At 69.5% G+C, this 21024-nt stretch carries 21 protein-coding genes and 2 pseudogenes; 11 read left to right on the top strand and 12 right to left on the bottom strand.

The annotated features are described in order from the left end of the window. Window positions 1-19 precede the first annotated feature (19 nt). Window positions 20-1054: a TRAP transporter substrate-binding protein DctP gene (gene dctP / locus ABZ880_RS39040; RefSeq protein ID WP_361273413.1), complete on the top strand. Its 1035-nt coding sequence runs from the start codon at window positions 20-22 to the stop codon at window positions 1052-1054. Between the two features lie 35 nt (window positions 1055-1089). Here the strand turns inward: dctP and ABZ880_RS39035 are convergent, their stop codons facing one another. From ABZ880_RS39035 to ABZ880_RS39025, 3 genes are read right to left on the bottom strand one after another with little or no spacing between them, the layout of a single operon-like run. Further along, window positions 1090-1407 carry an aldehyde dehydrogenase family protein gene (locus ABZ880_RS39035; RefSeq protein ID WP_361273411.1) on the bottom strand — a complete coding sequence of 106 codons (318 nt, stop codon included), beginning with the start codon at window positions 1405-1407 and terminating at the stop codon, window positions 1090-1092. A 16-nt stretch (window positions 1408-1423) separates the two neighbouring features. Continuing rightward, window positions 1424-2071 (bottom strand): response regulator transcription factor, encoded by a 648-nt coding sequence (locus tag ABZ880_RS39030; protein WP_361273408.1) that lies wholly within the window; start codon window positions 2069-2071, stop codon window positions 1424-1426. Beyond that, complete coding sequence (locus ABZ880_RS39025; protein ID WP_361273405.1) at window positions 2062-4059, bottom strand: histidine kinase; 1998 nt, start codon at window positions 4057-4059, stop codon at window positions 2062-2064. Before ABZ880_RS39025 ends, ABZ880_RS39030 begins: the two co-directional genes overlap by 10 nt. Before the next feature lie 136 nt (window positions 4060-4195). Between ABZ880_RS39025 and ABZ880_RS39020 the strand changes: the two genes are divergently transcribed. After that, window positions 4196-4906, top strand: coding sequence for a hypothetical protein (locus tag ABZ880_RS39020; protein WP_361273401.1), 711 nt, complete (start codon window positions 4196-4198; stop codon window positions 4904-4906). Window positions 4907-5152: 246 nt separating this feature from the next. Here the strand turns inward: ABZ880_RS39020 and ABZ880_RS39015 are convergent, their stop codons facing one another. Further along, window positions 5153-6352, bottom strand: coding sequence for a transposase (locus ABZ880_RS39015; protein ID WP_361273398.1), 1200 nt, complete (start codon window positions 6350-6352; stop codon window positions 5153-5155). Between the two features lie 291 nt (window positions 6353-6643). Between ABZ880_RS39015 and ABZ880_RS39010 the strand changes: the two genes are divergently transcribed. The 5 genes and pseudogenes from ABZ880_RS39010 to ABZ880_RS38990 all read left to right on the top strand — a co-directional run bounded on the left by ABZ880_RS39010 (window position 6644) and on the right by ABZ880_RS38990 (window position 10776). Next, the gene (locus ABZ880_RS39010; protein ID WP_361273395.1) at window positions 6644-7030 is read left to right on the top strand and encodes a hypothetical protein; all 387 of its coding nucleotides are present in this window, start codon (window positions 6644-6646) and stop codon (window positions 7028-7030) included. A gap of 404 nt (window positions 7031-7434) precedes the next feature. Then, on the top strand, window positions 7435-9561 hold the full coding sequence (locus tag ABZ880_RS39005; protein ID WP_361273392.1) for a HEAT repeat domain-containing protein: 2127 nt from the start codon (window positions 7435-7437) through the stop codon (window positions 9559-9561). 113 nt (window positions 9562-9674) lie between these two features. Next, window positions 9675-9809: a hypothetical protein gene (locus tag ABZ880_RS39000; protein ID WP_361273389.1), complete on the top strand. Its 135-nt coding sequence runs from the start codon at window positions 9675-9677 to the stop codon at window positions 9807-9809. Between the two features lie 3 nt (window positions 9810-9812). Continuing rightward, window positions 9813-9908 (top strand): annotated as a pseudogene (locus tag ABZ880_RS38995) (repressor LexA); the annotation flags it as partial. 124 nt (window positions 9909-10032) lie between these two features. Then, entirely contained in the window at window positions 10033-10776 is a 744-nt protein-coding gene (locus tag ABZ880_RS38990; RefSeq protein WP_361273386.1) for an SOS response-associated peptidase, read from the top strand. A gap of 120 nt (window positions 10777-10896) precedes the next feature. Here the strand turns inward: ABZ880_RS38990 and ABZ880_RS38985 are convergent, their stop codons facing one another. After that, window positions 10897-11166, bottom strand: coding sequence for a DUF6207 family protein (locus ABZ880_RS38985; protein WP_361273383.1), 270 nt, complete (start codon window positions 11164-11166; stop codon window positions 10897-10899). Between the two features lie 74 nt (window positions 11167-11240). Here ABZ880_RS38985 and ABZ880_RS38980 point away from each other — a divergent pair, with 74 nt between their 5' ends. Both ABZ880_RS38980 and ABZ880_RS38975 read left to right on the top strand, forming a co-directional pair. After that, entirely contained in the window at window positions 11241-11594 is a 354-nt protein-coding gene (locus ABZ880_RS38980; RefSeq protein ID WP_361273380.1) for a hypothetical protein, read from the top strand. A gap of 324 nt (window positions 11595-11918) precedes the next feature. Beyond that, on the top strand, window positions 11919-12350 hold the full coding sequence (locus ABZ880_RS38975) for a pyridoxamine 5'-phosphate oxidase family protein (RefSeq protein ID WP_361273378.1): 432 nt from the start codon (window positions 11919-11921) through the stop codon (window positions 12348-12350). A 574-nt stretch (window positions 12351-12924) separates the two neighbouring features. On the opposite strand, the gene ABZ880_RS38970 is transcribed toward ABZ880_RS38975, so the two are convergent. From ABZ880_RS38970 to ABZ880_RS38960, 3 genes and pseudogenes are all read right to left on the bottom strand, one after another. Then, window positions 12925-13296 (bottom strand): STAS domain-containing protein, encoded by a 372-nt coding sequence (locus ABZ880_RS38970; protein ID WP_361273375.1) that lies wholly within the window; start codon window positions 13294-13296, stop codon window positions 12925-12927. 62 nt (window positions 13297-13358) lie between these two features. Continuing rightward, window positions 13359-14420, bottom strand: coding sequence for a hypothetical protein (locus ABZ880_RS38965; protein WP_361273538.1), 1062 nt, complete (start codon window positions 14418-14420; stop codon window positions 13359-13361). A gap of 2 nt (window positions 14421-14422) precedes the next feature. Continuing rightward, a pseudogene (locus tag ABZ880_RS38960) lies at window positions 14423-14890 on the bottom strand (OB-fold nucleic acid binding domain-containing protein); the annotation flags it as partial. A 452-nt stretch (window positions 14891-15342) separates the two neighbouring features. Between ABZ880_RS38960 and ABZ880_RS38955 the strand changes: the two are divergent. After that, on the top strand, window positions 15343-16206 hold the full coding sequence (locus ABZ880_RS38955; RefSeq protein WP_361273373.1) for a hypothetical protein: 864 nt from the start codon (window positions 15343-15345) through the stop codon (window positions 16204-16206). A gap of 125 nt (window positions 16207-16331) precedes the next feature. Beyond that, window positions 16332-17009, top strand: a complete 678-nt coding sequence (locus ABZ880_RS38950; RefSeq protein ID WP_361273370.1) for a TetR/AcrR family transcriptional regulator C-terminal domain-containing protein — start codon at window positions 16332-16334, stop codon at window positions 17007-17009. A gap of 113 nt (window positions 17010-17122) precedes the next feature. On the opposite strand, the gene ABZ880_RS38945 is transcribed toward ABZ880_RS38950, so the two are convergent. From ABZ880_RS38945 to ABZ880_RS38930, 4 genes are read right to left on the bottom strand one after another with little or no spacing between them, the layout of a single operon-like run. Then, a complete protein-coding gene (locus ABZ880_RS38945) occupies window positions 17123-17791 on the bottom strand; it encodes a response regulator transcription factor (RefSeq protein ID WP_361273368.1) in 669 nt (222 codons plus the stop codon). Further along, window positions 17788-19080 (bottom strand): histidine kinase, encoded by a 1293-nt coding sequence (locus ABZ880_RS38940; protein ID WP_361273366.1) that lies wholly within the window; start codon window positions 19078-19080, stop codon window positions 17788-17790. Before ABZ880_RS38940 ends, ABZ880_RS38945 begins: the two co-directional genes overlap by 4 nt. Window positions 19081-19108: 28 nt before the next feature. Next, window positions 19109-19963 (bottom strand): ABC transporter permease subunit, encoded by an 855-nt coding sequence (locus ABZ880_RS38935; RefSeq protein WP_361273363.1) that lies wholly within the window; start codon window positions 19961-19963, stop codon window positions 19109-19111. After that, complete coding sequence (locus ABZ880_RS38930; protein ID WP_361273361.1) at window positions 19960-20898, bottom strand: ATP-binding cassette domain-containing protein; 939 nt, start codon at window positions 20896-20898, stop codon at window positions 19960-19962. Before ABZ880_RS38930 ends, ABZ880_RS38935 begins: the two co-directional genes overlap by 4 nt. Window positions 20899-21024: the final 126 nt, after the last annotated feature.

Raw genomic sequence — 21024 nt, 5'->3', positions numbered from 1 at the left:
GGCGCAGGGAGGTGTCACGTTGAGAAGGGTCCTGGGAGTCTCGGCGCTGCTGCTGGCGCTCGCCGCTTGCACGTCGGGCACATCGAAGGTGCAGCAGTCCCCATCCGCCTCGGCGGGAGAGTCCCCCACGGTGATCCGTCTGACGATGGCCGTGCCCTACGGCACCACGTCTTCGGTGGACAGGTTCATCGCGCAAGTCGGCAAGGCGACCGAGGGATCCCTGCAGATCAAGGCCAAGCAGGGGTGGCGGACGGGCCAACTCGCCTACGAGGACGGCACGATCGCGGACGTTCGGGCGGGCGAAGCGGATCTGGGGGTGGCAGGCACGCGGGCCTTCCCCGGCCCGGTGCGGATACTCAGCGCGCCCGAGCTGATCACCAGTTACGCCGCCCAGGAACGGCTGCTCAACAGCCCCCTCTACCAACGGCTGGGCACCGCACTGAGCGTCCCCGGGATCACCGGCCTCGGCCTGCTCCCGGGCCAGTTCCGCTACCTGTTCACCGCGAGCGGCTCGGCCCCGACGCCCGCCGCTCTGCACGGGCGGCTCGTCGGCGTGGCACAGTCGAAGCTGGCAGACAGCACCTTCCACGCTCTGGGCGCACGCACCCGCTGGTATCCGCTGTCCGGGTCGGTCAGCGACATGGACGGCGTCGAGTCCTCGATTTCCTCCTTCAACCACGAGGGCTACATCTCCTCCACGAAGTACCTCACAGGGAATCTGGCGCTGTGGCCACGGATAATCGTCCCCTTCATCAGTGACACCGCGCTGAAGCGCCTGAGTCCCCAGCAACGCCAGGCGCTGACCGGGGCCGCGGCCGCCACCTTCGAAGACACGATGTCGGAACTGCAGTCTGAGGACGCGGATGAGCTCGCCGACCTCTGCGCGGGAGGGCTGGTCGTGAGGCAGGCCAGTCCAGCGCAGCTCGTGGCGTATCGTGCGGCGGTCGCGTCGGTCGGCACCCGGCTGGAGAACGACCCCCAGACCGGCGAGCTGTTCACCATGGTCAAATCGCTGGTGAAGGGAGCGAAGCCGGAACCCGCCCTGCACTGCTGATGCCCCTGGACCAACGATCACGCAGCACGGAAGCATCAACAAGAACTGGCAAAGCGCGTTGCAGGCCTACGTCGTCGAGACGCTACCAGCAGCTGTCGTTCACGGTCCGATGAGCTGGAGTACGTGTGGCCAACTCTCCGCCTTCGTACGGACGTTCGCTGGGCGGCTTCCGCCCAGCTGGCCGCCTCCGCCGCCCGGGAGATGGCCTCGCCGGTACGGAATCCGCCGGTGAAGGACACCATCCGCACATCGGGGGCGGCCACGATCGCAGCGGCGATGCCGGTGCCGTCGTACGGCATGCACGCGCAAGCTCCGGGTGGACAGGTTGCTCTTGGCGACGGCGGGCGTGTCACCAGCCAGGGAAGGGGATCACTGCCAACGCAGGAACTGCAGCACTGCCTGCACCCGCCGGTGCTCGCGCTCGCCCGGTTCCAGGCCGAGCTTGGTGAAGACACTGCGTACGTAGCCCTCGATCGTCTTGGGGCTCAGGACTAGTTCGTCGGACAATGCGGCGTTGGTCAGCCCCTGGGCCATCAGGGACAGCACCTCCCGCTCACGGTCGGTGAGTTCGGCGAGGGGGTCACGTTCCCGTCGCCGGCCAACCAGCCTGGACACGAGTTCGGCGTCGATCACGACCTCGCCACCGGCGACGCGTCGTACGTCGACCGCGAAAGCACCGAGGTCGGACACCCGGTCCTTGAGCAGGTAGCCGACCGCACCGTCGAAATCTTCCATGAGCCGTAGTGCGTGATGCACCTCGACGTACTGCGACAACAGCATCAGCCCGACCTGCGGCGCGAACGAGCGGATCTCGGCCGCGGCCTCGATGCCCTCGTCCGCGAAGTCCGGTGGCATGCGCAGGTCGGTGATGACCACGTCCGGTGGGTCACGGCGGACGAGGCCGACCAGATCGGCACTGTTGCGAGCTTGAGCCATCACCTCGAAGCCCTCCTCGGTGAGGATGCGAGCCATTCCCTCCCGGAAGAGGACCGCGTCGTCGGCGACGATCACTCGCACGGCAGCGCCGCCCTGAGCCTCGTCCCGCCACCAGAGGGGCTGTCGACCTGGAGGTCACCGCCGAGTGCGGCGAGGCGATCCGCCAGCCCCTGCAACCCCGTTCCCGGTCCTGGGCGTGCGCCGCCGCGACCGTCGTCGGTGACCTCTACGCAAAGCCCGCCTTCGACCAGGGCCACGTCGACGACGACCACGCCTGCGCCCGAATGCCGTGCGGCGTTGGTGAGCGCCTCGCTCACCACGTAGTACGCCGTCGCCTCGATGTCGCGCGGCAGGCGACCTGTGCCGCTCACGTGCAGTCGCACCGGGATCGCCGACCGGTCCCCGAGCGCGGCGAGCGCGGGTTCGAGACCCGACTGGGCCAGCACCATCGGGTGCAGGCCACGGGCCAGCTCACGCAGTTCGGCAGTGGCCTCCAGCAGTTGCGCCCGCGCCTGTTTGACCCGGTCCGCCATCGCCGCGCCGTCGGCCTCCGCCTGTTTGGCGAGGGCGCCGAGTTCCAGACCCAGGGTGACCAGTCGCTGCTGCGCACCGTCGTGGAGGTCGCGCTCGATGCCCCGTCGGGCTGCGTCCTCGGCGGTGACGATCCGGCGGGCCGCCGCCTGGATCTCCTGGGCCTGTTGCTGCTGCACGATGACCAGGCCGGTCTGCGCGACCAGGTCCGACAGCAGTCGGTCCTCCGTGGCGCTGAGCGACTCGCCCGCCGGCTTGCAGACCGTGATCGCGCCGCGCACGCTGCCGCGGTGGACGACGGGCCGGACCAGCCGCCGCGTCCCGCCCAGCCCGGCGACGGTTGCCGGGCCCACCTCCACGGTCATAGCCGGCCACTGGCCCCGCGGCATCAGATGACGCTCGTCGCCCACCCACACGACAACCTCGGTGGCGCCGACCGCGCCTGCGACCGTGGCTGCGATGGCATCAAGCAGGTCCCGCGGCGGGTCCTCCAGGTGGGCCGACAACCGGGACAACGCCTCGTACGGCGTCGCGCGATGCCCGTACACGAGACGATCCGCCAGGCGCTGCGCCCGCCGCCGCAGCGGCTCGAACGCGACCGCCACGACGGCCGTCGTAACCAGCGACAGTGCTCGTTCGTCAGCCGGAACCACGGCTCCCGCACCGACGACGATCGCCACATACGCGGTCATGATCAGCAGCAACAGGGCCCCGACGACGAGGGTCTTGTTGATGACCGGGTCGATGTCGTAGAGCCGGAACTTGAGGATCGCGAACCCGGCAGCGACCGGGATCAGCGGCAGCGCGAGCAGGCCCGGCACCGGGCTGCCAAGGGCAAGCAGGCCAGCCACCAGCAACACGATCGCCGTGACGACCGCGAACACGAGCCAGCGCATCTGACGCGCCTCGTCGCCGCGGGCGCGGCGGATCCGCACCACGATCGCGACAGTCCACAGCACCTGGAAGAGCAGATAGCTGTACGGGGCGTACTCCCAGACCCGGTCCGCCACCTCCCCGCCGGGCACAGTCAGCGGGTGCGGTGCCGCCAGCCCCATCCGGTCGTACTCCACCGGCCACAGCGCCGACACCACCGCGAGAACAGCTGCGACCGCCATCATCGCGACCACGGCGAACCGCCACCAGGGGGAGGGGAGCCGCCCGTCGGGGAAGGCCATGAGCGTCCACCCGGCCAGCGCGATCGCCAGCGGCAACGGCCACACGCCGATCCAGCCGATCCAGGAGGCTCCGGCCAGGGCGCCGTCGTGCAGGCCGTACTGGCGGCCGAAGAACATCACCGCGTGCAGCACGCCGGTCGCGACGAACAGCCAGCCCTCGGGGTGCCGCGGCCGCACCCGGACGACGTACAGGCCCACGGCGGTGAAGGAGGCGCCGATCAGGCCGTTGTGCACGTTGTCCAGGTGGAAGCCGAGGTTCCAGCCGTAGCCGACGAGGGTCGCGACCAGCAGCGCCACCAGTGCGGCTCCGGCTTCGCGGACCGTCGGCGGGGCCTGGTCGTTCGCCTCCGTGGCCGCTGACATGAAGCAATGCTGGCACAGCGGCGACGCTCGCGGATGAGGGTTGTCCCTGGCCGAAGTGCAGGGTGCGCACCGTGTCCCGGAACCCCGGGGAGGGACACCGTGGGACCACCGGCTCGTCACGACCGAAGGAGTCCCCATGAGCACGTCGACTCGGGTCCGCACCCAACTCTCCCGCGCCGGACGCCCCGAACGGGTCGCCGGGCCCCTCCTGGTGCTGGGCGGGGTCGCCTTCTTCGCGGGCGGCGCCATCCACCCCGGTGACAGTGGTGAGGGATCAAAGGTCTCCCAGCTCCACGAGATGCTGATCGACTCGATGTGGTACCCCTCGCACGCGCTGCTGCTGGCCGCGACGGCGTGCTTCGCGGCCGCGATCCTCGCCTTCCGGCGCCGCGGCAGTCTCGGCTCCGGCATTGTCCAGGTGACCGACGTCGTCTCCGTCATCGCCGTCGTCGCCACGATCGGGATGACGGTGCACCTGTTCGCCGCCCTCGGTGCGGACGGGATCGCCGACGGCGAGAAGACGTTCCTCTACCACGTGCAGACGTGGAACGAGACGATCGTGGATTCGCTGTGGGGCCTAGGTATCGCCGCTCTCGCCGTCACCGGCGGCCTCACGCGCACCTTCGGCAACCCGATCACGCTCGCGCTCGGCCTCGTCGGAGGGCTGGCCTTCGCGTTGGCGTCCGCCACGATCGCATTCACCGACCGCTTCGACGCACTGTTTCCGCTCGCCTCGCTCATCGGGATCTGGGCCATCGTGGTCGGCCTCATGATGTTGCTGCGGAAGGCCCGCTCCGGGCTCGCCGCACCTACCCCGGATTCCGACCGGGCCGGGAACTCCAACTGACCTGCGACAGACCACCGTGCTGTGCATGCACAGCGCAACGCTGAGCACTCAAGCGGCCAACCAGAGTCACTCAGTGACTACTCCCCCTCGTGAACGACTCCGTTGGGAAAGGGACGAACTGCTGGCTGTGGTGGTCACTTTGGCTCACGGACCCGCAGGTCAAGTGATCCACTCCCAGCCAGAGTGCGGGCCGGTATGCCCGCCCTGTCCTTTTGCCAACGGAGTCGTGAACGAGGGGGCTTCTCGTCAAGCTGGTGGGGCTTGGCGACGGGCCAGCCCGGCCCGCAGAACGTTGGAAGCCCCCACGGTGTCGGCGTGCGCGTGGTGGCCGCAGCTGACGCAGTGGAACTTCTGCTGGGTGGGCCGGTTCTGCTTGGCGGTGTGCCCGCATGCGGGGCACCGCCGGGAGGTGTTGCGGGGGTCCACCGCCATCACTTGCCGTCCGGCTCCTTCCGCCTTGGCGGCCAGGATCGCGAGGAACACCCCCCATCCGGCATCGGCGATCGAGCGGTTGAGCCCGGCCTTCGCGCCGGCCCCGTTGGGCAGGAAGTGGCCCGGCTGTTCCGGGTCCGGCTTCGGTGCGGGGGCCTTGCTCATGGTGCGGATCTTTAGGTCTTCGTGCGCGATGAAGTCGTGTTCCCGCACGAGAGTGAGCGCGGTCTTGTGCGCGTGGTCCAGACGCTGACGGCGCACCTTGCGGTGCAGTCGGGCGACGGTCTGTACGGCCTTGCGGCGGCGCTTGGAGCCTGGCTTGCAGCGGCTGAGGGACTGCTGTGCGGCTTCGAGCTTCGCGGAGGCGTTCCGGCCGTGGCGGGGGTTGGGTACGAACTTGCCGTTGGAGTCGGCGAGGAAGTTGGCTATGCCCATATCGACGCCGACCACGGAGCCGGTTGGCGGCAGCGGCTCGGGGGTGGTCTGCTCGGCGGTCAGGATGACGTACCAGCGGCGCCCTTCCCGCTTCACGCTGACTGTCTTGACCTTTCCGGCCACCGGCCGGTGCTGCTTGACCTTGACATGCCCCACGCCCTGAAAACGTACGCGGGTCTGCCGGTCGTGCGGCGTACTGTCCCAGCGGCAGCCGTCCCCGTCCTTGGGGAAGTCCACCGTGTCGAACCGCCGCCCCGCGCGGAACCTCGGATACCCCGGCGCCTCGCCTGCCTTGACACGGCGGAAGAACGCGGCGAACGCCTTGTCCAGCCGGCGCAAGGTCGCCTGCTGCGAGCTGAACGACCAGCGGCCCTGACGCTCCGGATCGAAGGCCCGGATGTCCTTGAGCTGCCCGGACTGCCGCCCGTAGCGGACCGTCGTCTTCGAGACGTGCCGGTACGCGGACCGCCGCTCCTCCAACGCACCGTTGTAGAGGGAACAGTGATCCCGCAGCATCTCGCCGAGCGACTGGGCCTGACGGACGGTCGGGTACATACGGAACTTGTACGCACGGATCAACGGGATCACCCCCTCCAACTGTTGTGATCACCCTAGTGCGGGCCACTGACAACGGCGGTCCGCCCAGCGGCGAATCGCCGCTCCTTGCCCTGCTCCGCAGGAGCTTCATTTCACCCCCCACCTCAAGGTGGGGGAACCCACGAAGGAGACAGGATGGCCAACTGGCGTGCTCAGACGTCATCCGCTTTCCGAACGTGACCGTTTGGTTCGGGTTGGGTGGGCATGGGTTTCGGCTCACGGCGGGAGAGATGGGTGTGTTCCGTCCGCTCGTCTGGGTCGTGGAGGTGCCTGGTGCCATCGGTGATCGGTCTTCTGGAGGCGAGGGAGAAGGAGACCCGGGAGGAGGTGGCGCGGTTGCGTGCCGCGCTCGAAGAGGCGGAACGTGCTCTTCAGCGTCTGGTGGATGCCCGGGTCACGGTGACGGAGGTGCTGACCGGGGAGCCGGCGGTGGCGCCGAAGTCTGCGCTGAAGGGGCCGGTTGCGGGATCGACGGTGCCGCACCGTGTAAGTGGCGATGCCGGTGAAGAGCAGGGTGCCGATGCCTGCCACGATCCCCGCGGCGGTTGCCCACTTCGTCCAGTCGATGCTGCTCCACCACCGCCTGGCCGGTCGTTCGCCCTCCTCGCGTACCCGTGCGCGTACGCGGTCCGGTGCGGGGCGCTGCCGCGCGAGCCGTAATCGATGGGGTCGTTGTGGGCTGTTGACCATCTGTCCCCCATGGAGTGCGTTGCACGGCGATGATGCGCGCCTTTGACCGTACGGCTCAGGTGCCGCTCGAAGTCCTGATCCGCTGATCCTTAGCCGTACATACGCTGAAAGTGCGCTGGTGTGACGGCGGAGGCTCCCCGCCTTCCTCTTCGGCGAGTTCCTCACGCGCTACGGGCCCGCGGTCAGCGTTTGATGCGTCCGCGGACGGCGAGGACGGCGTGGGCCAGGAGTGGGGGTTCGAAGAAGCGAGAGGCCAGTTCGACGTAGGCGCCGGCGATCGTGACGCCTTGCCTGCTGGAGCGGAAGACGACCGAGTTGACGGTGATGTTGAGGGGGTGCCCTTGTTGTCAGTGCTGCCTGGCAGGGTGTGGATCATGTTCGACGGACTTCATGACATCGACTGGGCGTCGATGGAGCACGCGTACGGCTCGGCCGAGGAAATGCCGGCGCTGCTGACGGCGCTGCGCTCCCCGGACGCTGTGGAGCGCCGCAAGGCCCTCGACCGCTTCTACGGCGCGGTCCACCATCAGGGCAGCGTGTACGCGGCCACGGCAGCCAGTCTGCCCTTCCTGTTCGAGCTGGCCGCCGACGCCGCCACGCCCGACCGGGCCGCCGTCGTTGCGCTGCTGGTCAGCATCGGCCGGGAGTCTTTGGACTCGGGCTTCGAGGACGACGGCACCGAGATCGAGTACTACCCCCCGATGGGCTGCGCGCAGGCCGTCGCCTTCCTTCGCGAGCGGGGTGCGCGGTTCGCCGTACTCGCCCGCGACCCCGACCCGGGCGTGCGGCTGGCCGCGATCCCCGGGCTCGGGCTCTTCACCGACGACGCCGACCTGGCCGCCGCGGTGCTGCGCGAGCGGCTGGCCGCCGAGCAAGGAATCGCCGCGCGGCTGCAGGTCGTTCAGGCGGCGGCCGCCCTGGCACTGCGCCTGCCGGCGGCCGCGCACCAAGTGACGGACTGGCTCGCAGGGATCGCGGCCGATCCCGCCCGGGACTCGGCTACCCGGCTCGCGGCCCTGATCCAGCGGGCCTGCTGCGCCCCGGAGGCGATCGGTGAGGACGTCGTAGCGGCCGCCGTCGACCGGCTGCGCGAAATCGCCCGCGCTCTGCCCGTGCGGCCGATCACACCGGCCCTGAGCCGCCCGGCGGCACCCAGCGACGGAGTGGCCCCCCAGGTCGTCGGCGCCTTCGAGGAACTGGACCGGCACACGCGCGTATACGCGCCGACCACGGCCCTGCTGCACGCCCTCCACGAAGCCCTGGCGGACCGGGTGCCCGAGCGGACCGCGGTGCTGGCCGAGCAGCTGGCCAGCGCTGACCCCGGCTCGCGCGTGGACGCGCTCCGCATGAGCGGGGAGCTGATACGGACCTGGCGCGGCGACCACACCCGGCTCCTGCTGCTGGTCGCCGACCAACTCACCACGACCGACCAGGAGGTCGCCGCCGAGGCCGCGGCCGTCCTGGCTTCCTGCCACCCGATCGCCGCCCCGGCCCGCGAGGCACTCGCCGCGCACGTCAGCGCCGAACGCGCGGCGCACGGCCCCAACGTGTGGGGCGCACCGCAGCCGCAGCTCCGTCGGGCCCACCAGGAGGCAGTGCGGGCACTGGCCCGTCTCGGCGACACGCGCGCGCTGCCGAGTCTGCTGACTGCGCTGGACGGCGACGTGGACGCCTGGCGCGCGATCCAGGTAGCTGGGCATCTGCCGCAGGCGGCCGCCCAGTTGGTGCCCCGGCTGAGAGACCATCTGCGCCGACTCGACCTCTCCCAGCAGTGGACCGAGATGAGCGCCAACGCGATCCTGGCCGCTCTGGCCGCGCTGGGCGACCCGGCCGCGGTTCCTACGGTGGTGGAGACGCTCGGCGCCGCGGTGCGCCACGAGCAGCACCAGGTCACGCGGTCGGCGCTGAAGGCACTGGGCGCGTTCGGCCCGGCGGCGGCCGGCGCACGGGACACGATCCGGTCGCTGACCACCGCCACCGACGCGCACGTACGGCCCGCCGCCGTCGCCGCGCTGTGGGCTGTCCGCGGTGAACCAGCCGAGGTCATGCCGCTTCTGCTGGCTCTCCTCGACGACCGCATCACCTTCCGCATCAGCGACGCGGCTGACCTGCTCGGCGAGATCGGACCGCCCGCCTCCGCTGCTCTGCCGCGCCTGCGCAACCTCCTGACGCACGACTACGAATGGGTCCGGGTGCGCTGCGCGGCCGCGCTCTGGGAGATCGGCGGCGAGGCCGAGGCCCCCGTCGTCCTGGACACTCTGCTCCAGGCCTGGGCGGAGAACCCCTCGACGGCCAACCACGTCGTGGACTGCCTGGACCGCATGGGATCCCTCGCGGCACCGGCCCTGCCCCTGCTCCGCAAACAACTGGCCCTGCCCCGACGCGGCGGCAGGTTCGCGAGCATCGACCACGACGAGGAACTCCAGCGGGTCGGCCGTACCCTCATCGCCCGGCTCGACCCCCCTCCAGCTCCGGGAGCACCCGCTCCGCGAACAGCCTGAGACCGAGGCCTCCCGTGACCCAGGGAGATGCGCTGTCAGCTGGTCAGGCCGTGGTCTTGTGCCCAGGTGGCGACGGCGCCGGAGTTGCGGGAGCTGAACCGGTTGGGGCGGAGTTGACCAGAGCGGGTGATGAGGCCGTTCTCCGGATAGCCGAAGGCCTCGAGCAGTTCGTCGGCGAGCGCCGCGGCGGCCTCGAGCAGACCACGACCGCGATCGGCGATGTCGTCGAGGAGAACCGAAGGAGATGACGGGTGTGGCTCATGCCGCGTAACCCGGCGTACGAGCTGATTCCCGGCGACGAAGCGCGGATCCTCGGCAAGGTGGTCGGCGTCTTCCGCCTGCTGTGAGAAGACGAGGGAGCGACGAGCAGCCTCCAGCCTCCAATTCATACGCCGTCCCCAGCAGATGCCGCCTCACGCAACACGGCGTCGGCACGGTTGCGCGACGTAGCGGCGGTGCAAGAGTGGCGTTATGTGTGGTCGATACGTATCCACTCGCAGCCCGCAGGAGTTGGCCCCGCTCTTCGAGGTGCCCGACGTACCTGCGAAGGAGACGCTCGCGCCGAACTGGAACGTCGCCCCGACCAACGACGTATGGGCGGTCCTCGAACGCGCACCCCGCGACAAGGAGGACGCCGCGCCGGTGGAGCGGACGCTGCGGCCGCTGCGCTGGGGCCTGGTCCCGTCCTGGGCGAAAGACCTGAAGATCGGTGCCCGGATGATCAACGCGCGGGTCGAGACGGTGCACGAAAAGCCCGCATTCCGCCGCGCGTTCACTCGGCGCCGCTGTCTGCTGCCCGCCGACGGCTTCTACGAGTGGGAACAGATCAAGGACCCCGATACCGGCAAGGCGCGCAAGCAGCCGTACTTCATCCACCCCGAAGACGACCAGGTCATGGCGCTCGCCGGACTGTACGAATACTGGCGCGACCCGGCCGTCGAACAGGACGACGACCCGGCCGCCTGGCTGATGACCTGCACCATCATCACCACCGAAGCCACCGACGCGGCCGGCCGCGTCCACCCCCGCATGCCGCTCGCCCTCACCCCTGAGCACTACGACGCCTGGCTCGACCCCGCCCACCAGAATCCCGACGAGCTGCGGGCCCTGCTCGGCCAGCCGGCCGGCGGTCACCTGGATGCCCGTCCCGTCTCCACGGCCGTCAACAACGTCCGTAACAACGGCCCCCAGCTCCTGAACGAACTCGCCTCCTGAACCGGCGCCGGCAACACGGGGGAGGGGACTTCGCGCAGGAAGCGAGCGCGTCGCACCCGTGTATGGCACCGTGGAGCCAGGCTGGCTCCGCCGCTTTCCCCCGTAGCGGCGGAGCCAGCCTCACCCTGTGCTCCACGGCGCCTTCGGCGGCAGCGAGGGATCCTCAAGGACCTGCCGCAGATCGGCATACATCCGCAGCCGCACCCCAGGCTGGCCGACATCCCGGGTGGTGCACTCGGCGGGCGAGGTTCCCCACATGCGGGCGATCGCTGCCTGGAAGGCAAGGACGGTGGCATCGTCGCAACCCGCCACGTCGATGACGAGCAAGCCGGGTTCGGACAGGTGCACTTCTCGCATCGGGTCCACGTCGGTCAGTACGCGCTCGTGCACGGCTGGGGTCCTCCTCAGGCTCCGGATTCACCTGACTGGGCGAGTTGTCAGTGGCGACGTCTACCGTCCCTGATATGACCAGTTCGCCGAACTCTCCTGACAACGCATGGGTGTTGGAGGCCACCATCCAGACGGCCCCAGCGGCCGATCCCCAATGGCAGGAACAACTCGACAGGCCCCGCCGGATCGCTTCGTACGACCCGGAGACGAAGACCTGGCACGCCCGCCTCGGCGCACTCGACCTCGCGGGCGTTCAGCTGCTGCAGGCCCTCTTCGATGCCGCGCGTGTCCACGGCACCGAGGTGCACCTGATGCCCGTGGCAGTTCCGGCGTACGGCCCTGTCTTCATGCGGGGGCTGGAGGTGGCCGCTGTTCTGATGGTGCAGGCCGATCGCGGTCGACCGCTTGGTCAGCTGCCTCTGGAGTGAGGAGCCTGCGTCGGGTGAGGACCTCGAGCACGTTGTCAGCGAACCTGGTGGTAGTCCGCGGGTCCGCTGCTTGTCCGCGATCGCGTCGAAGTCATAGATCAACCGGGCGACTTCTTCGCGTGCCGGCCGTCCGCCGTCGTCCGGGACACGCGGCACCCGGCGAGCACCGTCTACTGCTCGCCGAATTGCCGCCCGACATCATGCTGGGCCGGAGACCGTCGGGCCGGAGTGAGGGGACCAACGGCCCTAGCAGTCACCGGGACAGGGGAGAGATCGTCGAGTGTTCGGAACGCGCCACCACACCAGCAGCCTCGGGGAGGTGCCGTGAAGAACGAGTCCCGCGTCACCCCCACGGCGCGGATGATCGAGCTGGGCCGGGAGGAGTCCTTGGCTCTGCTGGCCAGTGTTCCCATGGGCCGCGTCGGGTTCACGCAGTGGGCGCTGCCGGTGATCCGCCCGGTCAACCATCTGGTCGACGGTGATGCCGTCGTCATCCGCACCCACGGCGGATCGGCGCTGCTGAACAACGCCGGTGTCGATCAGGTGGTGGTCTATGAGGCCGACGAGATCGATCCGCAGACTCGCACCGGGTGGAGCGTCATGGTCAGCGGGCCGGCCACCCGGATCACCGCACCGGTGGAGGTGGCTCGCTACCGGCAGCTCCTCCTTCCCTGGATCGACATGGACATGGACCACGTGGTCCGTATCTCGGCCGAGATCGTCACCGGCTACCGTCTTGCCGGTACCAGGGCATGAGGCCAAGAAGACACCAGGGGGTCGCGGGCCGCGTTCTATTGAGAGTGTGATCAGGGGCGGTGAGCATATGGACCGAACCAGTCAGGCTTTGATGCGGCAGAGGGCCGAGCGGATGTGTGAGGCGGCACGCGCAGCCGCCGTCCGGGCGTCGACCCTGGGCACGGCCGCGACAGCCGCCTGCTTGGCCGCGCAGCAGATGCGCAGCGACAACCAGCGCATGCTCGCCGCCGCACGCGCCGGATGGCAGAAGATCAAAAACGGTTGCTAACCGCCCGCAATCGTCCCCATCGTGAGGTACGGCACACGCGCTGGTCAGCGGGCGCAGTCCGCTGCCCGCTTCTCTCCGAGAACAGTGCACCGCACTCCCGGCAGTCCCCGCCGGGCGCGTCCAGCCAGTACGCATCGCTCAGCTGGGCAAAGACCACACCGTTGCCGTCATCCTGTGCCGCGCTCACACTCAACCAACGACCACGCCGCCCGCGGGCTACCCCACGATCCGACCTGTCATGACCCGACGCCAGAGCGGCATCTGCATCGAGACGACGGCCGACAACGCGGGCAGGAAGGGCAGCACTCACTCTGCGACGGCGTCCGCGAGCGTCGCGCGCACATTCAGCACCGTGTCGGCCCCGGTCAGCTCCAGCACGCGCAGTAGTTGTGGCGACGGCGCGGCCACCCTCAGGTCCGTCTGGCGGTGAATGCGCAGAAGCAGCGTCAGGAACATGGAATCCGCGAACGTCACCCCGGCCGCGTCCACCACGACCCTGGGATACTCGCGCGCGGCACTTTCCAGCGCTTCGTTCAGGGCCCCCGACGTGTTCAGATCGAACTCCCCGCGGGCAGCGACCACCCAGGCCTCGCCCAGCGCATACTCCACCACCGTCGTGTGTCCGCCCTTGGGCTCGGAATGCAGTGGCTTGCACTGGTCATCGGCCTCACCGGTCATGCTTGATTATGTCGAGCACGCCTGCGGCCAGCGACCAGGCGCCTGACTTCAGACACGGGCGCTTATGTCGCACGACGTCCGAGGGGGCCCTCGGGGCGATCACCTGGGTCCACATGGCGGGTTGACGAGGATCGGGAGCTGATGGCGAGGGCGGCGGGGTAGAGCACCTGGCGTCCGTAGCGGGCGCGGGCGCGATCGGTGACGGCTTCGATCGCGAGGGGTTTGTCGTCGCCGGCGTCGAGGGTGAGTTGCCGGGTGGCCTGGTCGGCGGGTCGAAGGGCGTCGGCGCGCAGTGCGATGCTGCGGACCCGGGCACGTTGGAGGCCGAGCGAGTCGTACACCGCGTAGGCGGCCCGGGCCAGAAGGACAGTGTGCTGGGTGGCTTCGGGCAGGGTCCGGCTGCGGCGGGTGGCGCTGAGGTCGGCGTAGCGGATCGTGCAGGTCACGCTCGTGGCGATCTGGCCGGAGGCGCGCAGGCGGGCACCGAGGTCGTCGGCGAGGGCGAGCAGGACGCGCCGGTGGGCGGCCGGGTTGAGTTCGTCGAGGGCAAAGCGGTGCTCCGTGCTGAGGCTCGCCGGTGCCGGGGTGGGGTCGACGACCGTGGTGTCGCGGCCGTGGGCATGTTCGTGAAGGGCCCAGCTGGCGCGGGCGCCGAGGAGGCGCTGCAGCGTGGACTGGGGGACGTCGGCGACGTCACCGACGGTGTGCAGGCCGTACTCGGCGAGCGTCGCGGCCGTCTTCGTGCCCACGCCGGGCAGTTCCCGTACCGGCCGGGGCTGCAGGAACGCGGTGATCGCCTCGGGGGAGTCGTCGATGACGGTGCGCCGACCCGCTGCGGCGAGGGCGCAGGCCATGGCGGCGAGCATCCAAGTGCCGGCCACGCCCGCCGAGCTGCGCACCCCGAAGTAGGCGAGCGCGCGGAGTTGGACGAGTTCGGTGATGCCGCGGGCATCGCGCTGCCACCATCGGGTCGCCCCGGTCAGGTCAAGGAGAGCACCGTCCTCGAGCAGTTGCACGCGCGGCGTGAAGTCCTCCAGCAAGCGGCGCAGCCGTTCAGGGAGTTCGGCGTCGGCGTCCGGCGGCAGGTCGAAGGAGAGGTGGAGGATACGGCGGCCGCTCATCATGATCACCACCCTGCGCTTCCCTGGCTTCGGTGGCCGAGCCGGCGCAGGTCCGCGGAGCGGGTCCCGGTGGGCTGGAGATCGGCACAGGGGTGAATCCGGGCCCCGGCCGTGCCGTCGGCAAGCGTGCGCTGGGGCGTGGCCGGCTGTGCGGGGGTAGGGGCCGGGCCGGTGCGGCCGAGGAGTTCGAGGGCGGCCTGGGGGCCGTGGTCGCGGCGGGCGGCGGCCACCTCGTCCAGGTCCCAGACCATCTCGCCGACGACAGTGCGGCGCGGGCCGCGCGCCTCGACGGTGCCGCGTACCAGCAGCAGCCCGGAGTGGAACACGGTGTGCGCGACGCGCTCGTGGGAGTCCTCGAAGAAGGCGATGTCGACCAGGCCGGAACCGTCCTCCAGAGTGCAGAAGATGACACGCTTGCCGGACGGGATCGGCGGCGTCTGCGTGGAGGCCCGCACTCCGGCGACCAGCATCTTCGTGACGGAACGGGTGCGGGTGCGGGAGATCGACAACGGCGAGGGGCGGCCGGCTGCTGCGGATCGTCCGTCGAGGCGCTGGTGCAGGAGCGGTGTCCGGTGGCGTGCCGGGAGGAAGTCCTCGTACGGACGAAAGGGCCTGACACCTGATCGTTCCGTGCCTGCCTTCGGCTGCGGCCTACATCCGCGGAATTACCTGTCGCGACCAGAGATGGTGCCGTGGTACCACGACAGCCTTCCTGTCCAAAACCTATCGTCCCTGGTGAGGCGCCGAAACATGTGGTGCCCACTTCAAGGGAGACGATTTTGGCTCAGCAACCGATCCAGCGGTATGAGGACAAGCCGGCCGCCGACGCACCACGTTCCGCGGCCGACCCCGGGCTGCCGGGGCGGAACACTGCGGGTGACTCGCTGCCCGTCACCTTCGCCTCCCCCCACCCCCGGGTCAACTCGTGACCGCCACCGGCAAGGCGCGCATCGCCGACACGCCGTACGCCAAGGTTCCCGCCATCGCCGCGGTCTTCTGGGTCGTCAAGGTGATCACCACCGCTCTAGGGGAGGCGGCCGCGGACTCCTTCGCGGTTGTCCCGTACGTGGTGCCCGTCATCCTCGTCGTGTTCGTCGTGGCGTTCCGTCGGCAGCTGCGGTCGCCCCACTACCAGGCGATCCCGTACTGGACCACGGTCGCTGGCATCGCCGTCTTCGGCACGGCTGCCTCCGACCTCCCGACAGCCCTCCTGGCCGTCCTCCTGAGCGGAGGCAACTTCAAGGCGGTGCTGCCTCTGCTGTTGGTGACTTTGGGATACGTCACTGCCACCGCTCTGGTGCTCCGGCGCTGGTACCGATCGGAAGGGACGCTCTCGGTCCACAGCATCACCACGCGGCGTCGGCAGAAATTCTACTGGTGGACCGTGACGTGCACGTTTGCCATGGGCACGGCGGTGGGTGACCTGCTCGCGGGCCCCCTGCACGTCGGCTTCCTGGGCTCGAGCGTATTGTTCGGCGTCGCCATCCTGGTTCCGTGGATCCTCCACCGCCGCCGCGCCCTCAACTCGATCGCGGCCTTCTGGGCGGCGTACATTCTCACCCGGCCGTTGGGGGCCTCGGTGGCCGACTGGCTCGACAAGCCCGTTCACGACACCGGTACCGGGGGCGGTGGTCTCGACCTCGGAAGAGGACCGGTCGCCTTGACCGCATTTGCGCTGTTCGTGGCCCTGGTTGCCTATCTCGTGATCAAGCGCCCCGACGTCCAGGAACCGCACGAGGGCACGGGGCCCGCCCCGGGCGGCTCCCTCACCAGGACGGCGGACGCCTGAACGCAGTCGGGTCGAGGAGTGACGACTCCTCTTTCCGGCGTACCTCCCCCCAGGCGATTCGGAGAGCTGTTTGGTGGGCCAGAGGGCGATGGTGCCATGACGAACGCGTTCGTTACGGTGTGGGTGTGACTGCTCAGCCTGACCCCCCGCGGAGCCGCCGAGAGCGGCCCGCCAAGTCCGCCCTGACCAGGCACGGCATCGTGTCCGCCGCGGTCGCGATCCTGCGAGCCGAAGGGCTGGAGAAGGTGACCATGCGGCGCCTGGCGCAGGAGCTGGACACCGGCCCCGCGTCGCTCTACGTCTACGTCCGCAACACCGCCGAGCTGCACGCCGCCGTCCTGGACGAGCTGTTGGGCACGGTTGGGCCGGCCTCTGCCGGGGGCGACTGGCGCGAGCGGCTGGAGCGGGTGCTCACCGCGTACACCACGATGCTCTTCGAGCACCCGACCCTGGCCCGCTCCGCGCTCACCGCCCGGCCAAGCGGCCCGAATTACCTGAACCTCATCGAGACGCTGCTGGCCTTGCTGGCCGAGGGCGATGTCCCGCCCGTGCAGGCCGCGCTGAGCGTGGATCTGTTGCTGCTGCACGCCACCGCGACGGCCGCCGAGCACGGCGCCGGCAAAGCGCCCGACGAGGACTGGGACGCCCTGCGCCGCACGTTGGAGGGCATCTCGGAGCGGATCCATCCGCACATCGCCGCGCTCGATGGTGTGTTGCTCTCGGGGGAGGGGCCGGAGGGCCGCCTCTCCTGGGGGTTCCGCACGCTCATTGCCGGCATCGAGCGGACAGCCGTGACCGATTGATCTCAAGAGTCTGACTGGCCGCGTTGTACTGTGCCGACCAGTTCGAGCCCGTCCGCTGGCGTCGACGCGCGGACAAGTGGCGTGTCCTCTGGCTGCTCCTCCGTTGCGTTCCCTCAGTCGACCTGAGGCCGGGCGAGCCCGAGGTCGTAGGCGATGATCACGGCCTGGATGCGGTCGCGGGCTCCGATCTTGGCCAGGACACGGCCGACGTGGGATTTGACGGTGGACTCGGCCACGACCAGACGAGCGGCGATCTCGCCGTTGGTCCAGCCCTTGCCCATGGCGACGAGGATTTCGCGCTCGCGGTTGGTGAGCGAGGCGAGCCTCGGATCTTCCGCCGGATCCTTGCGGCGCAGAGGCAAGTGGTGTGCGAACTCGTCCAGGAGACGGCGGGTGAGGGCGGGGGCGACCACGGCGTCCCCGATGGCGACGGCACGGATACCGGCGAGCAGCTCTTCAGGACGGGCTTCCTTGAGGAGGAACCCGCTGGCGCCGGCGCGGAGGGCCGCGTGGGCGTACTCGTCCAGGTCGAAGGTTGTCAGGACGAGGACGCGGGAACGACCGCCGGCGGCGACGATGCGGCGAGTGGCCTCTATACCGTCCATGCCCGGCATCCGTACGTCCATGAGGACGACGTCGGGACGCAGTTCGGCGGTCTTTCGTACAGCTTCCGCCCCGTGCGCGGCCTCACCGACCACCTCCATCTCGGGCACAGATTCCAAAAGGACACGGAAGCCATAGCGTTGGAGATTCTGGTCGTCGACGATGAGCACAGTGATCACGAGGCACCGCCCCGGGGCGTGAGGTCGAGGGTGGCCTCCACGGCCCATCCTCCGCCGGGCGCCGGCCCGGCGCTCAGACTGCCGGAGTAGAGAGCCACTCGCTCGCGCATGCCCACCAATCCGTGTCCTTCCTCGTTCGACTTCTGTGGCGTACGGCCCTGGCCGACCGGGCCGGTGTCATGGACGCGAACCTTCAGCCGGGCGTCCTCCATGGCGATCGTGAGATGGACTCGTGTGCCGGTACCGGCGTGCTTGAGGGTGTTGGTGAGGGCTTCCTGCACGATGCGGTGAACCGTCAACTGCACGCCGTCGTCGAGCTGTTCCGATACTCCCGCGGTCCGGTAGACGACCTCCAGCCCGGCGGTCCGTACCTTGGCGCACAGCGCGTCGACGTCCGCGAGGCCGGGCTGCGGGCTCAGCTCGGGCTCGTGCGTGCGCTCCTCTGTGGCATCACGCAGGAGGCCGAGCACACGCCGTAGCTCGCCCAGTGCTTGACGACCGGTGTCTCCGATCAGGACGAGCGCTTCCTTGCCCCGTTGCGGGGAGACGGCGGTGGCGTACGCCCCGGCGTCGGCGAGCGTGATCATGACGGACAGGTTGTGGCCCACGATGTCGTGCATCTCGCGCGCCACCCTGGCGCGTTCGGTGGCGACCGCCAGTCTGCCGCGCTGATCATGCTCGATCTCCAGACGTGCCGCTCGCTCCCGCAAGCCCGCGACCTGGGCCCGACGGATCCGTAGTGCGAGGCCGAGTGCCAACGCAGCGGTTGCGGCGCTGAGCAGGAAGAACAGGGCGACCCAGACCGAGACGGCGACCGAGACGCGCACCGCGACCAGCACCATCGCCCCCAGCATCGCTGCGCCGGCCTGCGGCAGCTGCCGCAGCCGCCCGTGCAGAGCCAGGCTGTACAGACTGACGAGCGGAGCGATGTCTGCGCGCAGCGCGATGCCCAGTGCCCACTGAACCGCGAAGACCGTCACCACTGCGACGAACGCCGGCCATGGCTTCCGGCGCCGCCACAGCAGCGGCAGCACCAGCCCGGCCTGCAGGGCGAGCATCCCCGCCAACGTCGGTTGCGTGAGTGTGGAGCGAAGCGCGCGGGGGACGTCACCGTCCCCGGTGACGCCCCCATCCATCAGGTCCGGCAGGCAGAACAGCACGAAGACCAGCCCGACCACCGCGATGTCCACGACCCACGGGCGCTCGGCGTCGGCCCGTCCCAGCCGTTCACCGAACCGGCTGAGACGGGCGATGTACGGGCCCATCTCGGTGAAGTCGTCGGTGGTCATGGGGCTCAGGGCTCCGCGGTGCCGCTCGTCAGACGTCGCTGCGTACCAGGCGATACGCCGCTCCGGCCAGCGCGAGCACTGTCCAGCCGACGAAGACCAGCAGGCCGGCAGTCGGTGACAAGGTCGTGGAGTCGTGGGTCAGGGAGTACATTGCCTCGCCCGCGTTGCCGGGCAGGTAGGGGCTGATGTCGTTCTGCCAGGATTTCGGCAGCAGTTGCACCAGACCAGGGATCAGCAGCAGGGCGGCTACCAGCACCGAGATGCCGCCCGCGACCGAACGCAGCAGGGCCCCCAGCGCCGCGCCCATCACTCCCACGAGGCCGAGGTAGAGGCCCGCGCCCAGCAGGCTGCGTACGACACCCGCGTCCGACAAACTCCGGGCGGCGTTCGTGCCGTCGACGATGCCGCTGGCGAACAGGAAGGTGACGAACGCGCCGAGGGTTCCCACCACCAAGGCGACCAGGCCAAACACGAACGACTTGGACCACAGGACGGGCAACCGGCGGGGCACCGCGGCCAGCGTGGCGCGGATCGTACCGGTGGAGTACTCCCCAGCGGTGACCAGTACGCCCAGAACACCGATCGCCAGCTGGGCGAAACCCGTACCGAACAGGGCGAGACTCACGGCCGTCGCGTCGGCGAAGTCGCCGTCCAGGGGCTTTCCGGAGTCGAGCTGCGATTTGTACTGCGTTGTGGCGATGAGCCCGACCGCCACCAGGAACAGCAGGGCCAGGCCCAGGGTGATCCACGTCGAGCGCAGCGACCACAACTTGGCCCACTCCGAACGCACCACCCGCACGCTGGTCACCCGGTAAGCGGGGCGCGGTGAGGAGCCGGCTTCGGGCGTCTCGGGAGTCCCGGTCGGCACGGTGATGGTGCTCATGCGGCCCTCCCCGGGGTCTCGATGCCGGTCGTGGAGGCGTGGTACTCCACGGCGTCCTTGGTGAGATCCATGAACGCCTCCTCCAGGGACACCGTCTTCTGGCTCAGCTCGAACAGCGCGATTCCGTTCTCCGCCGCCTTGAGACCGATCTCCCGGGCGCTCAGTCCCCGCACCTGCAGTGCCTCGGAGCCAGGCCGACCTGTGATGTCGACGTCCGGCCCCGCAAGGACCTCACGCAACCTCGTCGGATCCTGCGTCGCCACGTTCACCATGTCGCCGCCTGCCTCGTGGACGAGATCGTTCACGGTCGTGTCCGCCAGCAGCCGCCCGCGGCCCACGATGATCAGATGGTCCGCGACCAGAGCCATCTCGCTCATCAGGTGGGATGACACGAAGACCGTGCGCCCTTCTGCCGCGAGCCCGAGCAGCAGGTTGCGGATCCACAACACACCCTCGGGGTCCAGCCCGTTCACCGGTTCGTCCAGCATCACCGTCTGCGGATCGCCCAGCAGCGCCGCGGCGATCCCGAGCCGCTGCCCCATCCCGAGGGAGAAGGCCCCGGCCCGCTTTTTGGCGACGCTGCCCAGGCCCGCGAGATCGATGACTTCGTCGACCCTGCTGCGTGGTATCCCATGGGTCAGCGCGAGTGCGTTGAGATGCTGGAAGGCCGAGCGTCCGGGGTGGACCGACTTAGCCTCGAGCAGCGCGCCCACTTCTTGCAGTGGCGCGCGGTGCTGGGCGTACCGGCGTCCTGCGACCGTGACAGAACCACTTGTCGGCGCGTCGAGCCCGACGATCATGCGCATGGTCGTGGACTTTCCCGCGCCGTTCGGCCCGAGAAAGCCGGTGACGGTGCCAGGTCGCACGACGAAGTCCAGTCGGTCCACGGCTGTCTTCTCGCCGTATTTCTTTGTGAGTTGTTGTGCCTCGATCATCGAGTGGTGTCCTCGGCTGGTGGCGCCGGACGGTCCTGGCGCCTCTGTCGCCAAAGCTAGGCGGACGGGTCCTTGGTCTCGTGATACTGCGGTCTGAACTCTTGCGAGCGTCTAGTACCGCGGTAC

This window comes from Streptomyces sp. NPDC047043, from assembly GCF_040644055.1.
GTDB lineage: Bacteria > Actinomycetota > Actinomycetes > Streptomycetales > Streptomycetaceae > Streptomyces.
Note: the sequence above shows the minus strand (reverse complement) of the source record. Positions and strands in the feature narration are given on the sequence as shown.

What these genes read in the sequence shown, in the direction of transcription:
- ABZ880_RS39025 (WP_361273405.1), bottom strand. Translation starts at nt 4,059, where the DNA reads ATGTCAGCGGCCACGGAGGCGAACGACCAGGCCCCGCCGACGGTCCGC.
- ABZ880_RS39020 (WP_361273401.1), top strand. Translation starts at nt 4,196, where the DNA reads ATGAGCACGTCGACTCGGGTCCGCACCCAACTCTCCCGCGCCGGACGC.
- ABZ880_RS39005 (WP_361273392.1), top strand. Translation starts at nt 7,435, where the DNA reads ATGTTCGACGGACTTCATGACATCGACTGGGCGTCGATGGAGCACGCG.
- ABZ880_RS38990 (WP_361273386.1), top strand. Translation starts at nt 10,033, where the DNA reads ATGTGTGGTCGATACGTATCCACTCGCAGCCCGCAGGAGTTGGCCCCG.
- ABZ880_RS38980 (WP_361273380.1), top strand. Translation starts at nt 11,241, where the DNA reads ATGACCAGTTCGCCGAACTCTCCTGACAACGCATGGGTGTTGGAGGCC.
- ABZ880_RS38970 (WP_361273375.1), bottom strand. Translation starts at nt 13,296, where the DNA reads ATGACCGGTGAGGCCGATGACCAGTGCAAGCCACTGCATTCCGAGCCC.
- ABZ880_RS38965 (WP_361273538.1), bottom strand. Translation starts at nt 14,420, where the DNA reads ATGATGAGCGGCCGCCGTATCCTCCACCTCTCCTTCGACCTGCCGCCG.
- ABZ880_RS38940 (WP_361273366.1), bottom strand. Translation starts at nt 19,080, where the DNA reads ATGACCACCGACGACTTCACCGAGATGGGCCCGTACATCGCCCGTCTC.
- ABZ880_RS38935 (WP_361273363.1), bottom strand. Translation starts at nt 19,963, where the DNA reads ATGAGCACCATCACCGTGCCGACCGGGACTCCCGAGACGCCCGAAGCC.
- ABZ880_RS38930 (WP_361273361.1), bottom strand. Translation starts at nt 20,898, where the DNA reads ATGATCGAGGCACAACAACTCACAAAGAAATACGGCGAGAAGACAGCC.